This window comes from Brakhagea slesvicensis, assembly GCF_052161625.1.
Taxonomy (GTDB): domain Bacteria; phylum Planctomycetota; class Planctomycetia; order Pirellulales; family Pirellulaceae; genus JBKCUI01.
In genome coordinates, this window is record NZ_CP197412.1 from 76,955 (window position 1) to 95,288 (window position 18,334).

Consider the following 18,334-nt stretch of genomic DNA (forward strand, 5'->3'; position numbering starts at 1 on the left):
TACACGAGATAGAAATCATGGAAGCGAGAATGGGAGCGCCCATCAACCGTGGCGAACTGCAAGGAATGAGATGGGGCGAGCGTTTGCTGAATCCTTCGTTTCCGTACATACCGCTCACTTTCTTGAGTTTGACGCTCCTCTCGACACTCTACTCGTACCACCATTTCTCGATGATGGAGGAGAATGAGGCCCGTAGCGAAGTTGCGAATTCCATTTCTCGGGTTGTGCATGACCTTGAGAATCAGAGTTTACAGATGGAGCGACTCTCGATCGGACTTGCCTATTCTGCCAGTCTCATCGATTTCACGGACAGACAGCGATTCTTAGAGGCGGTCGATACTTTTCAGTCGGAGAACCTGCTTCCTCAAGACACCTATTTATTGGTGATCGATATCGAGGGGCGGATTGTCAATCGATTGGATGTGGGCAAGGGTGAGTTCGGGCTAAAGGAACTGGCGCACGAGATCGACGCCGCCCTGAAGAGCGCTGATTCGGGGAGATTCAACCCGGTCCCAGAAGCGATTTTGGGCCTACGTCAGATGTCGGAGGAAGGGCCCAGTAGTGATGATTTTTGGGTTGCTTACTGCAATCGTATCAAGAGCAACCAGACGACGGAACCTTATACCATTGCGCTGATCACGACCGCGTCGAATTTTCTGAAGACCGACTCGATTTTAGATCCCTCCGATGATGGAGTACATGTCGTCGCGAAGCTTTTTCAAGACGGGGACATGCCGAATACGTTTGTTCTAAATGCCAACCCTAACCTCGCTACTTGGTCTCCGACGGAACAGATGCTGGAGTCGAGTGTCTCGATAGGCAACATGCAGTGGACGGTTAAGGGGGGAGTTCCGGAGAGCAGCGTTGGTTTCGCGGCATACCGGCCTTTAATCCTCTCGGGATGTGTCATGGTTGCAGGGCTGCTGCTCACATCCATCATTACACGGACCATCGGTGCATGCACAACTCGGATGTACAGTATCCAGCGCCGATTGGACATCGCCGCCCACGAGGTTAGTGAGGGATTGTGGTATTGGGATGCACGATCCCATGAACTCTGGTTCAATCCAAGGTTTTCGACACTTCTCGCGGTGCGGCCCCCCCGAGAGCTGACCCAATTGACAGATTTCTTTGTCGGACTGGCGATCGATGAAGACAAGCCCAAGCTGAAAACGTTCTTTGCGGAGTTCCTCGCGGGCGGGTATCAGAAGGAAGTCTCGTTTCGAATCGCTATTTCAACAGGTATCAGTGTATGGCGCAAAATCCGACTGGCATTTCACCGGGATAAAAAGAACCAAATCTCGTACGTCGCCGGCTCGATCCAAGACGTCCACGGCCAGCGTATTACCGAGGAATTGCTCGCACAAAGCGAGCACCGGTGGAAGTCGGCAGTGGAAGGAAACGGCGATGGCCTTTGGGACTGGGATATCGTCAGCGGTTCGGTCATTTTCTCCAATCTATGGAAGGAGATGATTGGATACGAACCCAGCGAGATTGAAAATGATTTCAGTCAATGGTTGTCGCTCATCCATCAGGACGATGTGCCCTCGACATTTGAAAAGCTCAATAAGCACTTGCGATCTGAAACCGAGCACTATGAAACTCAGTTTCGGCTTCGTTGCAAAGACGGGACATGGAAATGGATCTTGGCGAGAGGCATGGTGGTTAGCCGGAACGAATACGGAGAAGCTCTTCGAATGATTGGGACCCATACGGACATCAGTACGAGGAAGGAGATTGAGGTAAGAACTCAACAGCTCGCATCCATCGTCAACTGTTCCGGGGACGCGATCATCCGAGAATCACTGGACGGGATCATCGAGACTTGGAACCATGGTGCGGAACTGCTTTTCGGTTATCCGGCGAACAAGGCCATTGGAAAACCGTTGAAGATGCTTTATCGGGACCAGGATGAATGTGTCTACCAGAGATCCCACGACTCGGTTTGGAAGGGGGAAGTGTTGCGCATTTTGGATGCTGCCCTTGTTTCCGAAGATCGATCGGAGCGAGCCGTTTCCATCGTGGCATCACCCATCTTTGATCCCCATGGGCGCGTGATTGCAGCCTCTTATATCTACCATGATATTTCCGACTTTAAGGTGTCCGCTGCGCAGCTCAAGATTGCACGTGAGTTGGCCGAACAAGCCAACCGAAGCAAGAGTGAGTTTCTCGCCAACATGAGCCATGAAATTCGGACTCCGATGACAGCCATTATCGGCTACTCAAGCTTGATGAAGGATTGCTTAGCCCCACACGACCTGCCTCGCGAATTCGAAGACTATATAGACACCATTCAGCGAAACAGCAAGCATCTACTCTCTCTGATCAACGACATCCTCGACTTGTCCAAAATTGAGGCTGGCAAAATCGATATCGAGATCGCGGCATTCAGCCTTCGAATTCTTCTCGCAGACGTCATCGGTTCGATGCAGAGCAAAGCGATGGAAAAAGGAATTCGATTCACGCTGGAGACCATTGAACCGTTTCCCATCACCGTGGTTTCCGATCCGACTCGATTACGGCAGATCCTCATCAATTTGATCGGAAATGCAATCAAGTTTACGCATGAAGGTACCGTACAGGTTCGATGCGAATATGAGACGGCTCGCAATACGCTGAGCGTGATGATTCGCGACACGGGGATCGGAATGTCGCCATTGCAAATGCAAAGGTTATTTCAACCATTCCAGCAAGCGGACTCAACGACTAGCCGCAAGTATGGTGGAACAGGATTAGGGCTTAGTATTAGCAAACGCCTAGCAACCATGCTCCACGGAGACATTCGCGTAGAAAGTACGCTAGGCCAGGGGAGTGTCTTTACGCTGGAAGTAAATTGCAACGCGACCTTCAAACCTGAAAGTACACTGGGCAAACACGAAAGTACACTGGGTCCAAGTGTGCCGGCAGAGGAAGCAAAAGAGTGCACCCCTGTGCAGGTCGCTCCTTCAACTCAATCCGACCAACGGGTAAAGCGGTTAGCAGGGATGCGAATATTGTTGGTCGAAGACGGTCCGGATAATCGAAGGTTGATTTCTTATTTCCTGCAACGAGATGGCGCCTCAGTCACTCTAGCTAGCGATGGATTGGAAGCGTTGGAGAAGATCGAGCCGTCCCTGGCGACCGACCCACTAAGCAATCCGTTTGATTTGATCATTACCGATATCCAGATGCCAAACATGGATGGAATTGAACTGACGAGACGGGTGCGATCGCTTGAAATCGATATTCCGATCATTGCACTGACTGCGAACGCGATGAAAGGTGACAGCGATTTTTGTCTTGCGAGCGGCTGTAGTTGCTACTTGCCAAAACCGATTGATCGCGAATCGCTGATCTCGAGCTGTGAAACGCTGGCTGCCTCCGCGCTAGAGCGAATGGGGGTCGTTTTGCAGAGTGTTCAAACATCTGGGTAAGGTGATTTTCATCCCAAGCCCCCTTTTACGGCGTCTCGAAGCGTGCATCGAACCATGGTGAGCACGTATAATCTCTGTCGAGATGCTAAGTCCAAGCCCCGTTCCAGTGGGTTTGGTCGTTACATAGGGATCGAACATCTTCTCCAGGATCTCTTCGGACACACCAGCCCCATTGTCGATCGTCTGCAACTGGACCCATTGATCGTTCGTTCGAACACTGACCAGAAATATCGGTCGTTTGGGACGAGTGCAATCCATAGCGTCAATGGAATTGCTAATGATGTTAGCAAGCACCTGTTGTAGTTGGACGTAATCACCCATGAGGTACCCGGCATCCAGGGGAATTCTCGTCTTGGTTACAACTCCTACGCGCTCGAACTCCTTCTCAAACAAAGCAAGTGTGTCATAGATCCAGCTGGCAATTTCGACTTTGCTGAAAGGGGCGATCTCTCTTCGAAGAAACTGACGAAGTCGCGCGAGGACCCCCGATGCTCGCTGAGTTTGCTTTTCGACAATGTCAAGGGTGTGATCGAGTTCCTCCTTGGTGAGGTTCTGCCGTTGCAAGCCAATCCGTATGCCCCCCAAGTAGTTGGCGATTGTCGCGAGCGGTTGGTTAATCTCATGCGAAAGCGAGTCGGCAACCAGCGTAGCGATCGAATTGTTCTGAGCTCGAAATAATTCCTCCCGACGTAGCGCGATCCTGCTTTGATTCTGAAAACTACGCTCAATATCTTTAAAAATGGCGGCATATCCAATTCTCTCCGTATCCGCCCCTCTCAAGGATATGAACTTGAGATCGATCAGCCGAGCTTCATCGACTTCCGACGACGGACGAAGCAGAGACAAACGAACAGTACCGTTCCAGTTCATCTGGGTGCTCAGGTGATTAAAAATGGTCACAAGCAGATTGCGACTGCTGTGCTCCACAATGGGGTCGATCAGCATCCATTGCGTCATCGGCGTGCCGACGACCACATCCCAAGTTGCGTCAAACAATCGGAGCAAGGGACTATTGGCGAAGATAATGCGTTGGCGGTGGTCCAACGCTAACGCAAAATCATCCAATGCGTCGAGCAGATTCAATTGGAGCAAACAGTCCCTTTGTTTGAGAGACAAGGCGCTTCTCAAACAAGCGCTCCATGCTCTGTTTACTTGGGCGGTGAGCTCGTGAATACCTTTCGCCTTTTCGATATACGAAAAGGCTTGGATCGCGAGAGCCCGTACTACACTTTCGTATCGAGTGTCGGAGGTGAATATCAGGATCTTGATATCCGGAGATCGCGTTGCGATAACTTGCGCGACATCCAGTCCGTTGTCATCCGATAGCCCAACGTCGATAATCGCGATGGCAAACCGATCACTTTCGACGAGATCCATGGCTTCGGCCGCTGTTTCGCAAACGGAGACTTGAAATCCCGATTTATGAAGAGCGACTTGCACCAGGGTGCGGAGATAGTGGTCATCCTCTACTAAAAGTACGTTGGGTTCCATCGCAGTCCTTGCCTTCGCGGTCAGTCGCGGTATTTCAAAAGTTCGACTGTCGAGCGCACACCCAGTTTCCGTTTGAGGTTGGTCTTGTGTACTTCCACCGTCTTGCAGCTGATTCCAAGTTTGGAAGCAATCTGCTTGGACAGCATCCCCTCGATAAGCAAGTTCATGACCTCGCGTTCGCGGGTGGAGAGCGAATTTCGACGCTCTACCAAATCGATACGTAGTACACGATCGCTAGCGGCTTGAGAACTGCTGACAACGGCGTCTTGAACCAGCGTCAAGAGCTTGGTCGCATCGACCGGTTTCTCCAAAAAATGCGAAGCTCCGAGTTTCATCGATTCAACGGCAACCGCGATCGTTCCAAATCCGGTTAGGAAGATAAAAGGCTGAATCGAATGAAGGGAATTCAAGTAATGGGCCAAATCGATCCCGTTCTCTTCACCAATTCGAAGGTCGAAGATGCAGCAGCCGATCCGATTGGGGTCAAACGCATTCTGAAAGGACTCGATATCTGCAAACGTTTGAACCTGCCACCCAACTTTGCTTAAAAGGAAGCGCAAACTGGCTCGAACCCCCTCGTCGTCGTCGACGACATAAACGATGGCTTGACCGGAGATTGGATCGGTCATGAGAAGCCTCGCGGTGCGTGAGAAAGGGAGGTTGCTGTTCGCCTGCCGCTGCGGGCGTTTGATTTATTACATACGATCGAGGACAGCGCTTCTACATGGGGCGAATCGAAACCCTATTATTTTTCCAAAATTCTTTCGGTCACGGTGCTTAACAGTTTTCCGTTGGAGAGAACGGAAACGATGCGAGTGCCGATCGAGACATTCTCTGCGTCGAACTGAACGGAGCCCGAGTCGGCGTCCAAAGTGAGCGAGTAACCTCTGGCAAGAGTCTTTAAGGGGCTGAGCGCCTCGAGGACTTGAGCGAAACGCTCCAGCTGCTGTTGCGTTTGATCGACCCGTCGATCCAGGGAGTCGTCGAGATCGCGCATGACCTCGTCCAGTCGCTGCACAGGGACTTCGAGCATGCGATGTGGATCTTCGATCACGGGACGAGAGATCATCGCATCGAGCTTTGCGATAGATCGCTCCCATTGGCCCTGGACTCCCAACCAAAGGCGCTCTCGCGTATTCTCGAGATAGTCCAGAAACTCCTCCTTGCTTGGGGCGACACGTTCAGCGGCTTCCGTGGGTGTGAGCGCGCGGACATCGGCCGCGAGATCGCACAGAGTAACGTCGATCTCATGGCCGACTGCGGATATGGTGGGGATTGGACAGGAGGCAACGGCTCGGACGACTTCTTCTTCGTTGAAGGCCCAAAGGTCCTCGAGCGAGCCTCCACCTCGACCGACGACGAGGACATCCAATGGGGGATTGAGCAGAGCGGCCACTTCGATTCCCCTAGCGATTTCCTCGGCGGCTCCCTCACCTTGTACTTTCGCTGGGATGATAATTACGGTAGCCAGTGGCCATCGCCGACGGAGGACTTGCGCGAAATCGTGAATGGCAGCTCCGGACGGGCTCGTTACGAATCCGATTCGCTGCGGGAATCGAGGCAATGGTTTCTTATTTTCCGCTTCGAAGAGCCCTTCTTTCTGAAGCTTCGCGAACAGACGACGGAACGCAGCCTGCAACGCGCCGATGCCCTGCTCCTCGATCTTCTGAACAACGATCTGATAGGTCCCTCGGGGTGCATACACGTCGATTCGACCTTGAACGAGTACAGCCATTCCCTCGCGAAGGTCGATTCCGAGTTTCTCCCAAGTCGATCGCCAAAGGACTGCCGCGAGCTGCCCCGATGCATCTTTCAACGTGAAGTAGACGTGTCCGGCCGACGACTGTACCAAGTTCCCGATTTCGCCAGAGACCCAAACAGTCGGGATCGATTGGGTCAATAACTTCTTGACCCACTCGTTGAGCTGAGTCACGGAAAGGGGAGCATCGGAGCTGGCTCCCGGAGCCGATTTCGGCTTTTTGGATCCTTGGTTTGAACGACTCGATGCACCGATTTCCTCGTCACCAAAGAAGCCGTCTTCGTCTTCGCTCCAAAGAAAGCCGCTCATAGATGAATGGTTCCTGCTGAGGCAGCGAAGAAAGGGGCTTCTCCATCGATGGATTCACCGCTTTGAGCCCAAGCTTCTGCCTGCCGCGTAACGGCCTCCAGGCTCGATTCCACCTTCTCCCGCGTTGCTTCGACTTCGTCGCGCGAGATTTTTTTCGGGACGCGGATGGCTTCGCCCATGATAGATCGAACACGCGATCCGGGTTTGGGGATTGCGAAACAGTCCCAAGCTCGATGGAAACGCCATGGATTCTCGTACCCGCAACCGAGAGGAACGATAGGAATTCCAAGCAAACTGGCCAAGTAGATACATCCGCTGGATGCGACGCGGCGAGGGCCAAGCGGGCCATCGGGGGTAATCACCAAGCTCTTTCCGCGAAGCTGTTTGACGATTTTCAAAACCGCTTGAGCCCCCCCGTTTGCGGTCGACCCTCTCACCGCATCGTATCCGAATCCTTTTGCAAGCCCGATCAACCAGTCGGCGTCGCGATGGCGACTGGCTAGGAGAACCAATCCCGTGTCTCGGCGCATGCAGCAGGGGACCAGCATGTATTCGTGCCAGAACACGTAAATGGCTGGACCCGAAAAACGATGCGAAATCGGGTCGAGCGATGGATCGTCTCGCAAGATTTTTGCATCCAACGTTTGAGTCCAACCCACCAAGACCGATGCAATCGAATTCCCCGCAACGCGGATCGCCGTTGCTCGCATCGCGGACCGCAATCGATTCACTATGGGCGTACCTGCCATCTTCCGGTGAATACCTCGGTCGCTGGACCGGTCATGAAGACGTGGTTGGATGCTTCGTCCCATCGGAGCATCAATTGACCACCAATCAAATTATTGAGGATAGTGCGGTCGGTGTGGCCCGTTAACACTCCAGCCACACAGACAGCGCTGGCTCCAGTCCCACACGCCCACGTCTCGCCGGAACCTCTCTCCCAAGTCCGCTGGCGAACTTCGCCGCGTGCCAAGATTTCAACGAACTCCACGTTGGTCCGTTTGGGAAATCGATCATCCCGTTCGATCAATGGACCGATTCCCAATACCAATTCATCTGTCGCTTCCGGGACGAAGATGACGCAGTGCGGATTCCCCATGGACACACAAGTCGCGTAGAGCTTGTGCCCTCGATACTCGAGTGGAACGTTGATCGCTGACTCGGTCGGTGGCACCAACGTCGTCGGGATCTTAGCACCTTCTAATCGAGGTTCCCCCATGTCAACCGTGATGCGTTCTGCCAACCCATCCTGGATATCGAGCACTAGTTGCAGAACACCAGCGCCCGTCTCAATCGCGAGTCGCTCCTTCGTCGCAATGCCATGGTCATGCACGTACTTGGCGACGCAGCGTATGCCGTTCCCGCACATCTCCGACTCGCTGCCATCGGCGTTGAACATGCGCATGCGCGCGTCAGCTTTGTCGCTAGGAAGAATCAGGATCATTCCATCGCCACCCACCCCGAATCGGCGATGGGATATATCGATCGCCAGCTTCTCAAGATCATCAGGAAGCTGTGTGTCAAACCCGTTGATGTACACGTAGTCGTTTCCGGCACCGTGCATCTTTGTAAATTCGATTGTGTTCGCCATCATCCTTATCCAGGTAAACGAAATTCGGGATCCGCGATTCCCCGGATCAACTCTGCGAGACGACTATACATTTGCAACATGAGTTGCCAAGTCCCCAGATCGATCTCGATCTTCGGCTTCTTATCGTGGATGTGCACGGTCTCGATGACTTCACCCAATCGTGCGTGGAAGTACTCGAACAACTCTGCAAGCTGGGCCGCCTGACTGGGGCTTAATCGATCCGGCAGCTGCGGAGGCTGGTTCAGATCTCGGAGCATTCGCACCGACTCGGCAAGCCCTGGAGCCAGATCGAAATCACCAAGATCTTCGCCGGCTGCCCCCTTTTTGCTTTGCGCCTCCTCGATCGAAGTCTGATTCTCCTGGACTCGAGAAGCGATCTGCTCGTGGGTGCCGAACAGGAGCATGCTTCGACCAACATGGATGATGTCCCCGAAGCGAAGAATCCGGAGTTGGCAGTCCTGCCCATTCACGCGAGTCCCGTTGGTGCTTTCCAAGTCTGTTAGGACGAGGTGGTCATTGTCTTCCTGGATCTTGCAATGAAAGCGACTGATTCGCTCATCGTTGAGCTGAATCGTGTTTCCCTCCTCACGGCCGATGGTGATGGGGGTTTTGAGGTCGGAAAAGACTTTCCCGCGATCGGCTCCTTGAACAATTCGGAGCGTCAATTTCGTCATGCCCACCTCGAGTCTCGGTTGATACGTTTCGTTGGGGTGCCCAGGCCGCCCCGAAATCAATTGGAAAAGGCCAGGACGTGTAGTTTAGCCTATCTGTCTTGCTCCCCAACCCACACTCGTATGAAAATGGCTGATGGGTCCATCCTACACGGGCTCTCGGCGATTGCCAAAACCGAAGAAATAGTAAACCGCCCCGATCAACGACACACAAATAAGGAGAAGCCGCAGCGTCGTTGCCATAATCCAAGGAGAATACCCCTCGGGCAGGGATGGGAGCTCCCGAAATAACCCTGCAATCGCGATCTCCAGCACGCCGACTCCACCCGGGGTGATGGGGAGCGTGGCAGCCGCCATGGCGGGTGGTATCGCCGCGAAATGCTCCGCCACCGATGGAGCGTTCGAGAACAATGCATTCGATATAAGGAAGCAGGCGAGCGTGAAACAAATGTGGACGAGAAGACTCGAACCAATAACCTCCACAATCAATCGCGGCCTGCCATGAAAAATCATGCAAGCCTTCGCTAAGCGATAAATGGTATGTCCAGCCCCAGGGAGCCTTCGCAGCCAATGAAGGGGAATGCGAGCACCGAGGACACCGATGAGTATCAAAATCCCCAATCCCAATCCGCTCAGAAGCAATGCGACCCACTGAATCGCGGACAGCCTTGGTGACAGGGAAGGAGCGATTACCATTCCCCCGCTTGCAACCATCAAAAGTCCCAGCAACCCAACTGCTCGATCGACCAGGACCGATGCGACAACTTCGGTCTTCTTGTCCTTCGCCCGCTGCGCCGCTTCGATCGCTTTGAATAGATCGCCCCCCACCGAGCCAATACTTACTTGATTGAGGAGCGTTCCAAGGAAACCAAGCCGAACAGCACTTGCTGTTGAAATGGGAACCCCAAGTCCATTGACGAGCAACTGCCACCGCCAATAGCTGATCAGGTGAGCACTAAGGACAAAGAAGAACGCAAGCCCCAGATACGACCAATTCTTTTCCTGCTGGACGAAACCGTTCCAGTCTTTCCTGGACTGAACAACGATCCAGATGACAGAAAGCCCCAGAATGGCGATCTTCAGAAAGGGCCAAAACCACTTGCGCCATCCCGCGGGCTTCGTTGCGATCGGGTCCCGTGAAGGGGCGCTGCTCATAGACATGTCGCGGGATTGGGAACGGAGAAAGACTCGGCGGGCTGGAAGCAGAGCTAGCGAGTAAGGAGCTCGCTAGCTCGACCAACCTGTGGGCAGCAGAAGGTCAGGACTATTTCCCGAGGATCGCTGCACCGAGTTTCGCGGCGCTGTCGGTCTTTTCCCAAGTGAACTCGGGCTCGTTGCGACCGAAGTGTCCACCCGAAGAGGTCTTTGAGTAAATCGGACGACGGAGGTCCAAGTACTCGATGATGCCGCGAGGGGTGAGATCGAAGAAGGATTGAACGACCTCGCAAATCTTTTCGTCCGGAACCTTACCCGAACCTTGCGTGTCGACACGGACACTGACCGGCTTGCTCACACCGATGGCGTAAGCAACTTGCACTTCGCAGCGATCGGCAACACCGGATGCAACAATGTTCTTCGCAACGTGGCGAGCCATGTACGCGGCGCTTCGATCCACCTTGGTCGGATCCTTTCCGCTGAACGCACCACCACCGTGCCGTCCCCATCCACCGTAGGTATCGACGATAATCTTACGACCGGTCAGACCGCTGTCACCGTGAGGACCGCCCACCACGAACTTACCCGTCGGATTGATGTGGTAAACAATGCTGTCCGAAACCAATTCCTTCGGCAAACAAGGCTTGATGACCTTTTCAATCACGAACTTCTTGATCTCCTCTTGGGAGACATGGGGTGCGTGCTGGGTCGAGACGACGACGTTGTTGATTCCAATTGGCTTAAAACCATCGTATACGACGGAAACTTGGCTCTTCGAATCAGGTCGAAGCCAATCGACTTCGTTGTTGAATCGAGCTTCGGTGAGCCGGTTTGTAATGCGGTGAGCCAATGCGATCGGGAGGGGCATCATTTCGGGGGTGTCATTGCACGCATAGCCGAACATGAGCCCTTGGTCGCCTGCTCCGATATCCTTTGCGTCGGACGCGTCGACGCCCATAGCGATGTCAGGACTTTGTTTGTCGAGGGCGACCATCACATTGCAAGTCCGACCGGAAATACCGGACTCGTCGTCATCGTAACCAACATCGAGAATCGCTTTGCGAACAACATCCGCGTAGTCGACAATCGCTTTGGTCGTGATTTCGCCGACGATCATTGCTAGACCGGTGGTGACGACGGTCTCGCAAGCAACACGGCTCATCGGGTCCTGGGCGAGCAGTGCGTCCAACACGCTGTCGGAGATTCGATCCGCCAACTTGTCAGGGTGACCCATCGATACAGATTCACTTGTAAAAATATACTTGCCCGAAGCCACGAACGACCTCCCGAGTAGGGAATTTAAGAAATTGGGATTGTTGAGAGATCGTAGTGTAACCCGAGTCGTGGGTTCCTTGAAGGTCCCAATCGGCCTCGGCGGGGATATAATGATGGCATTCAAAAATCCTACAGGCCAGGCGGGCTAGCCATTGGGTGGGGCCTGCCTTTGGGGCGGGCCAGCCCAATGGACGGACCGGGCTACACATGCTCTAACCGGGGGGGCTGGCAAAAATGCGTGATTCACCGACTAGAAGATGGGTAGCGAACCGCCGGCCGACGTGGCTGGATATCCTGCGCGTGGTTGCATTCCTCGCAGGATTGGGAGGGAGCGACCTGGCTACGGCGAAGACGATTATCTCACGTTTTTGCGACCCATGGCTGAATAGCCCAAGCTCGACGCGGGTCGAATGCGACTGCGAGGCAGGGAACTGGAACGTTCGATTTGACTTGAAAAATCCAGCCCGAGAGGACGCGGCAACCATCGCCTTCGCGGAGGAAGGCATTGTGATTGCCTTTTCCAAAGATGAAGAATCGCCCCTGTATTGCTTGGAAGTCACCGGATTGGATAAGGAATCCGAAGTGCGATGGGACGCCCAAATTCGACGCAACGGCGGAGGAATCGAGAGCCAATGGCCAATCGATGGGGTGGTGGTCCAAAAAGAGGGACAGTCTCACACCGCTCGCGAATTGCACATTCGCGTTCCACTGCACGTCTTGGAGCCCGTATATGGCAAAACTGTAAGGCCGATGGATACGATTCGAGTCGCTTTCTTGCGGCGGACCATCGTGAAGAACCGGCCCGTTTGGAGTTCATGGCGGTTTTTTGCCGAGCCAACGGGAAGCCCTTGGAGTCCGTCTGCCTTTGGCCAGCTCCCGATCAGCGAGGAATCCGATCGCGACTTTGCATGGCCAGACGAACCCAAGGCTTCAAAGACCTTTCGATTGGCAGCCAACCAGATGCGGACGGAATTTCGTCGTTACCTGGACGACGAAAAACTTGAGGAACAAACCATGGGCTGGTACGACCGTTTGGGGCAGTTTCCCGACGCGAATCCGGACTGGATCGTCATGGACTCGCAAGGCAATTCGGATCCATCCATATCGTCTCACCAACTGCCAGCGTGTGGGTGGATTGGTTTGCCATTCAGCCTGCATGCAAGGATTGCGGAGGAGGGGGCGAAGAAGCGGGGATGGAAGATCGAGTTTGCGAGAGAAGACCAAACCCGAGGTGGCTGGCGGATGGAATGGCCTGGGACGGGGCGTTCCGGCATCATTCGCTGGAATAGCTCATCGGGCGAGGCAAGCGAGACAAATATCCATGATGCTGTCGTTTCGTTTTCACTACCGAACAAGGAAAACCTCGAGGGGCGTGATTTCGTGATGACCTACCGCGGGACGGGAAATCTGTTGGATCTAGCTGTGTATGTCGATGGAGTCCGGGCTTCCGTCTCCGTGCTGCAACAGCCCGCGCCATGGGAGTTCGCCAGCGAATCGGATAGTTCGGGGGAAAGTTCGGCGGATAGTTGGGTGGATGGTCGGACGGATGGCCAGGTTCCTTGGAGACTTGCAACCACCGGCAGGGCCTTCGAAACGATTCAGGTATATCGCGTTTCACTAACTCCCATCGAGGCCATGGGATTGCTCCCAAAGGTACCTATGGTTTCTTGGTCTGAATGGAGTCCGGAGCATCGCAAGCAATGGACGGAACATTTCGCAGAACGGGAGGATCGAGATGGGGGCTATCTGCTCGAAAGTCTCCTGCATTACTCGGAAAGCGCAAAACGAGCCGCAAGGGACAGAAACGCTAGCAATCCTCGCAGTGACAAGGACAAGTGAGCTGCTTGGGGGGGTTGGTATTGTTCCAAGGCGATTGAACGGGCTAGACTGCCCTTTTACCGTCGAAGCCTCAGATCATTCCGATGCCAAACGCAGCTCCGGAAGTTCTCGTCACGAACTTTCACCGAAGATTTACAGGAGTATCCGCAACCGCAGACGCGGTACTCAGCGGTATGCATCGCTACTTTTCCACGCGTCTGGTAGGCAGGCCGCTTCCGTCGGCGCCACAGGTATTGAGTTTGCGTTCTGCATTGCTTCTTTCGCGGCGCCCCCCCCCGAATCGGCCTTTTTCGATTTGGCACGTGCGCAGAAACTTAGAGATGGCGATCGTGATCTTTGCGCGCGATCACTTGAGGCTTCCTATCCGAATCGTGTTCACCTCGGCAGCCCAGCGGCGGCATTCGCGGGTGCCTCGACAGTTGATTTCCAGGATGGATGCTGTCGTTGCGACCACATCCCAAGCCGCGTCGTATGTGCCTCACCTCGCAAGTGTCGTGCCGCATGGAGTCGACACCACTCGCTTTTATCCATCGCCCGATCGGTCCGTCGCATGGGGAAATCTCGGCCTACCCGGCGCGCGTGGTATTGGAATCGTCGGACGCATTCGGCATGAAAAAGGGACCGACTGCTTTGTGGAGGCGATGTGCCGGGTACTGGTCCAACGCCCCGATTTCACGGGGGTGATTGTGGGCCGAGCCATGCCAGCGGATGCGCTGTTCGAGCAGCAACTCAAGCGACGGTTGGAAATGGCGAAATTGAACAACCGGGTCCTGTTCTTGGGTGAACAACCTCGGGATCGACTTCCTGAAATCATGCGTTCGCTGTCGTTGCTCGTCGCGTCGCCTCGCTATGAGGGTTACGGAATGACGCCATTGGAGGCGATGGCAAGCGGTGTGCCAGTCGTCGCCACAGACACGGGTGTTTATCGGCAGATTATCGAAGACGGTAGGAACGGCTACGTCGTCTCGATTAACGACATAGACGGGTTAACCAGCGCAATCCTCGAGGTTACCCGCGATACGGACCATTTGCAGGAAATGGGCGTCTACGCGAGAGAGGTCGCGACCTCTCGATTATCGATCGACACAGAAGTCTTAGGATATGCAGACGTCTACGAACGACTTTGGAAAGGTGAAGTATTCCCATGATCGAAAAAACAAAGGCCTTTGTCATATCGCTGCCGAGGGCTGTCCATCGCATCCCTCAAGTCAAAAAAATCGTCAAGTCCCTTTCGTGGCCGACAGAAATACTCGAAGCGGTGGATGGCTCTGCGCTTTCGAAGGAGGAAGTGGAATGCGTTTATCAACCCAAGCGTATCCGGCCCGTGTATCCCTTCTCACTGCGACGAGGAGAAATTGGTTGCTTTCTTAGCCATCGCAAAGCTTGGTTGCGGATCCTACGCGATGGCTTAGACGCAGCCTTGATTTTGGAAGACGACGTTGAATTGGAACAGCCGCAATTTGACGGTACGCTCGAGTTCACTCGAGTCAACGCAGAACAAGGGGACTATATTCAATTGCAAGTTCGTGAGACAGGTCCTCATCCTGTCTGTCTCGAACGGATTGGAAAGGATGGGTATCGGCGCCAATTGGTGCAACCCACGGTCGTACCGCTTCGCACGACAGCTCAATTGGTCACCCGCGAAGCCGCTTACCGTCTGCTGGACGCCACCCGTGTTTTCGATCGCCCGGTGGATACGTTCTTACAAATGGTTTGGGAAACAGGAGTCCGCATGCGAATCGTTGAACCATCCTTCGTACGCGAGGTTTCGGAACAACTTGGCACGAACACCATTGGACATGCATCGCACGGATTCCACTGGCATCGGCTTCAGCGCGAAATCCTGCGGCCTTGGTATCGCCAACGAATTCGCGCGAAGTCTCTCGGAATGGCGAAACGCGATAACGCTGCATCGATCGCAGTTAGCTCGCGCGCAGCATGATCATTTCCCGATTAAGCGGCGGACTGGGGAATCAAATGTTTCAAGCGGCAGCGGGCGCAGCGCTCGCACGCCGTTTGAACCAATCCCACCTGTGCGATGCCCGTCCGATCCAGAAAGATCGTTGCCGGAACCTGGGATTGAATTCATTTCAATTCGATGCACCAATTCTCACCTCCTCCTCGGCCTCGAATTCCAACCAATCCGTCGTTTCTCTCCCGCCATTGAAGCGATCCAGTCTCTCCTTTGTGTTTTGGACGATTCGAAATCGCTCACGTGTCCTCTATGCGCGTGAAAAGGAGCTTGCGTATCACGACATCTTGAATCGATTTCGATCCACCGAACGCAGATCGATCTATCTCCATGGATGTTGGCAGTCCGAACAGTACTTCTCCTCCTACCGTGACGACATTCGCAAACTGTTCGCCTTTCGAGAGAAGCCTTCCCTGGAGAACGGACAACTCCTCGATAGGATTGGATCGAGCAAGTCGATTGCGATTCATATTCGCCGAGGAGACTATGTCACCAACCCGAAGAATCGAGCGATCTACGCGGCTTGCTCGCTGGACTACTATCAACGCGCGACCGCTTACCTGATCGATCGATTGGGGCACGAAAACGTTCAAGCATTTCTGTTTTCGGACGATCCTGATTGGGTGCAGGACAACCTGGATATTCCGATTCGCAAGACGGTTGTACGGCACAACTCCGATACACCTACGGAAGATTTACGACTCATGTCGAGTTGCGAGCACCACATCCTTGCAAACAGTACCTTTAGTTGGTGGGGAGCATGGCTCGCGTTTCACCCCAATCAACTCGTGGTCGCTCCCAGGGTGTGGTATCATGGACGCCCGCGCGTAGACGACAGCATTGTTCCTTCGACTTGGGTGCGAATGGATTGAGTAGCAACGAGTCCGAACCCTCATTTCGCATTTGGGTAGCACAACCCCGGTCACCCATGACGCTCTACGACAGGACATGTTCGTATCCGAACGTGATCCTCCATCATCAACTCGAAGCGTTTCGTGAAGCGTCGCAGTCCAGCGTCAGCGATTGGCTGGTATGCCACGAACCGTTTCGCGAGCCAGAGCCAACGCTCATTCCGAAGCATCGTCGAATCATGCTGATGGGAGAGCCTTCCTCGTTGGCTCGGATCGATATGCCGTTTCTCGACCAATTTGGTGTTCTGGTGTCGCCGTTTCCTGTACCGAGTTTTCGCGGAAAGACGATTGTATCGCAACCAGGATTGCCTTGGTTTTACGGTTGGAATCGAACGGAAAATCAGTGGCTAGACTTCACACAGCTTCAAAGGGGGGAGACGGTACGCAAAAAGGCCGAAATTTCGATCGTCGTCTCTAACAAATCGTTTCACCGGGGGCATCGGATTCGTCTGCAACTTGTCAGGATCCTTCAGCAGCGACTAGGTGACCGATTGCAGATTTTCGGAAAGGGAATACGGGAGGTAGCCGACAAAAGAGATGCGATCGCCCCGTACCAGTACCACCTTTCCTTCGAGAACAGCACCGAGCCGAATTACTGGAGCGAGAAGCTTTCGGATGCTTATTTGGGAGGAGCGATCCCTATCTATTTGGGATGTACCAATATTGAGCGATGGTTTGGTCCCGATACGATGTATCGCATCCAACTCGATGAGCGGTTGGTCGAGCCGAAACTTTCGATTGCCCTACAGGAGATTGCTGAGCAAATTGCCGCGTGGCTGGATAGCGACCCGTACGACAAGTACGCAGAAGCTCTGTCGAAGGCGCGCGAGCGTGTCTTGACCGAGCACTCGTTCTTCGCCGTCTTGAGAGATGCGATTGCGTCGCTTGGCGAATCGCAGTGGCAACCAAATCGAGAAGCCCCCGAATGGCTTCAACCGCAAGCGAATGCGAAGGGTCGAGAGCGTTGGTGGCGTGAGTTAACGAGGATTTACCATAAGTGGACGACTCGCAAACCGCGAGTCGCCCGATCCCCCTCTCACGATTAGACTTGTTTCCGCATACAGCAGTTCTTGTACTTCTTTCCAGAACCACAGGGGCAGTTGTCGTTTCGACCGATCCGATCCCCTCTGTGTCGGATGGTAGGAACTGCCGTGTCGGGGGCACCCGCTCGCTCGGCTTGCTCAAGGTCGCGTTCCTTTTCAGCCATCAAACTGGACTGTTCTTCCGCGAGGGCTTGTCGAACGTCGAATTCGTCATGTCGAGCACTGGTTTCCACCCAAGCATCGGCGACGATATCGGAATCGATCGCCTCCATGCGGAAAATGACATCGGTCATTCGCTCGCCAATCGAAAGCCACATTTGATCGAAGAGCCGCATCCCCTCTCGTTTGTACTCGACCTTGGGGTCCATTTGTCCCATGCTGCGGAAGTTCACACCGGCACGGACATGGTCCATGGCGAGCAAGTGATCCTTCCATGCGGAGTCAAGTTGTGTGAGGAGGACAGTTCGTTCGACACGTCGGATTTCGGGGAAGTATCGATCATCGATCGTTTGCGTCATGCGATTGATGAACTCTTTGCGAGTCCATTCTCGCATCGATTCAGATTCACCGGACCAACCCAGTGTTTGGCGGGCCCAATTCGCAACCTTGTCGATCTCAGCTTGATCGCGTTGGAAAAGAGTTTTCAAGCTCTTCGATTCTTCGCGGCCGAATAGTGCATTCGCTTTTTCGGCTACGAGGCTGCGAAGACCGATTCCTTTTTCGACCGACTTCTTCGAGATGGTAACCAATGCCTCGAAGGATTGATTAGGATCCTCGGTGAGGCTTTCGCCTGCGTTAGGATCCTCGAATCGTGCCATCGCCCAGTTCGCGACGGCAGCACCATCGATCGAGTAAGAATCGGGGGAAGTCATACTGCTGAAGCGACGGAAAGCCATCAAGACAGG

15 protein-coding genes are annotated in these 18,334 nt (G+C 54.0%); 6 read left to right on the forward strand and 9 right to left on the reverse strand.

The features are described 5' to 3' along the window. The first annotated feature begins 17 nt into the window (after nucleotides 1-17). Nucleotides 18-3,413, forward strand: a complete 3,396-nt coding sequence (locus SH467x_RS00305; RefSeq protein ID WP_482369324.1) for a PAS domain-containing protein — start codon at nucleotides 18-20, stop codon at nucleotides 3,411-3,413. Here the strand turns inward: SH467x_RS00305 and SH467x_RS00310 are convergent. From SH467x_RS00310 to metK, 8 genes are all read right to left on the reverse strand, one after another. Beyond that, nucleotides 3,366-4,904 carry a sensor histidine kinase gene (locus SH467x_RS00310; RefSeq protein ID WP_482369325.1) on the reverse strand — a complete coding sequence of 513 codons (1,539 nt, stop codon included), beginning with the start codon at nucleotides 4,902-4,904 and terminating at the stop codon, nucleotides 3,366-3,368. The genes SH467x_RS00305 and SH467x_RS00310 overlap by 48 nt on opposite strands. 20 nt (nucleotides 4,905-4,924) lie before the next feature. Beyond that, a complete protein-coding gene (locus tag SH467x_RS00315) occupies nucleotides 4,925-5,533 on the reverse strand; it encodes a response regulator transcription factor (protein ID WP_482369326.1) in 609 nt (202 codons plus the stop codon). Between the two features lie 116 nt (nucleotides 5,534-5,649). Beyond that, nucleotides 5,650-6,972 carry an exodeoxyribonuclease VII large subunit gene (gene xseA / locus SH467x_RS00320; protein ID WP_482369327.1) on the reverse strand — a complete coding sequence of 441 codons (1,323 nt, stop codon included), beginning with the start codon at nucleotides 6,970-6,972 and terminating at the stop codon, nucleotides 5,650-5,652. Beyond that, nucleotides 6,969-7,703, reverse strand: coding sequence for a lysophospholipid acyltransferase family protein (locus SH467x_RS00325; RefSeq protein WP_482369328.1), 735 nt, complete (start codon nucleotides 7,701-7,703; stop codon nucleotides 6,969-6,971). Before SH467x_RS00325 ends, xseA begins: the two co-directional genes overlap by 4 nt. Further along, nucleotides 7,703-8,566: a diaminopimelate epimerase gene (gene dapF / locus SH467x_RS00330; protein WP_482369329.1), complete on the reverse strand. Its 864-nt coding sequence runs from the start codon at nucleotides 8,564-8,566 to the stop codon at nucleotides 7,703-7,705. The genes SH467x_RS00325 and dapF overlap by 1 nt, the downstream gene beginning before the upstream one ends. A gap of 2 nt (nucleotides 8,567-8,568) precedes the next feature. Next, nucleotides 8,569-9,237 (reverse strand): FHA domain-containing protein, encoded by a 669-nt coding sequence (locus tag SH467x_RS00335; RefSeq protein WP_482369330.1) that lies wholly within the window; start codon nucleotides 9,235-9,237, stop codon nucleotides 8,569-8,571. Nucleotides 9,238-9,381: 144 nt separating this feature from the next. Next, nucleotides 9,382-10,389 carry a lysylphosphatidylglycerol synthase transmembrane domain-containing protein gene (locus SH467x_RS00340; protein ID WP_482369331.1) on the reverse strand — a complete coding sequence of 336 codons (1,008 nt, stop codon included), beginning with the start codon at nucleotides 10,387-10,389 and terminating at the stop codon, nucleotides 9,382-9,384. A gap of 109 nt (nucleotides 10,390-10,498) precedes the next feature. Then, a complete protein-coding gene (metK, locus tag SH467x_RS00345) occupies nucleotides 10,499-11,665 on the reverse strand; it encodes a methionine adenosyltransferase (RefSeq protein ID WP_482369332.1) in 1,167 nt (388 codons plus the stop codon). Between the two features lie 299 nt (nucleotides 11,666-11,964). On the opposite strand from metK, the gene SH467x_RS00350 reads away from it, so the two are divergent. The 5 genes from SH467x_RS00350 (at nucleotide 11,965) to SH467x_RS00370 (ending at nucleotide 17,432) form a co-directional block, all read left to right on the forward strand. After that, complete coding sequence (locus tag SH467x_RS00350) at nucleotides 11,965-13,503, forward strand: hypothetical protein (RefSeq protein ID WP_482369333.1); 1,539 nt, start codon at nucleotides 11,965-11,967, stop codon at nucleotides 13,501-13,503. A gap of 83 nt (nucleotides 13,504-13,586) precedes the next feature. Next, nucleotides 13,587-14,651 carry a glycosyltransferase family 4 protein gene (locus SH467x_RS00355; protein WP_482369334.1) on the forward strand — a complete coding sequence of 355 codons (1,065 nt, stop codon included), beginning with the start codon at nucleotides 13,587-13,589 and terminating at the stop codon, nucleotides 14,649-14,651. Beyond that, complete coding sequence (locus SH467x_RS00360) at nucleotides 14,648-15,445, forward strand: glycosyltransferase family 25 protein (protein ID WP_482369335.1); 798 nt, start codon at nucleotides 14,648-14,650, stop codon at nucleotides 15,443-15,445. The genes SH467x_RS00355 and SH467x_RS00360 overlap by 4 nt, the downstream gene beginning before the upstream one ends. Beyond that, complete coding sequence (locus tag SH467x_RS00365; protein WP_482369336.1) at nucleotides 15,442-16,347, forward strand: alpha-1,2-fucosyltransferase; 906 nt, start codon at nucleotides 15,442-15,444, stop codon at nucleotides 16,345-16,347. The genes SH467x_RS00360 and SH467x_RS00365 overlap by 4 nt, the downstream gene beginning before the upstream one ends. Nucleotides 16,348-16,403: 56 nt before the next feature. After that, complete coding sequence (locus tag SH467x_RS00370; RefSeq protein ID WP_482369337.1) at nucleotides 16,404-17,432, forward strand: glycosyltransferase family 10 domain-containing protein; 1,029 nt, start codon at nucleotides 16,404-16,406, stop codon at nucleotides 17,430-17,432. Here SH467x_RS00370 and SH467x_RS00375 read toward each other — a convergent pair. Continuing rightward, complete coding sequence (locus SH467x_RS00375) at nucleotides 17,429-18,325, reverse strand: SEC-C metal-binding domain-containing protein (protein ID WP_482371412.1); 897 nt, start codon at nucleotides 18,323-18,325, stop codon at nucleotides 17,429-17,431. The genes SH467x_RS00370 and SH467x_RS00375 overlap by 4 nt on opposite strands. Nucleotides 18,326-18,334: the final 9 nt, after the last annotated feature.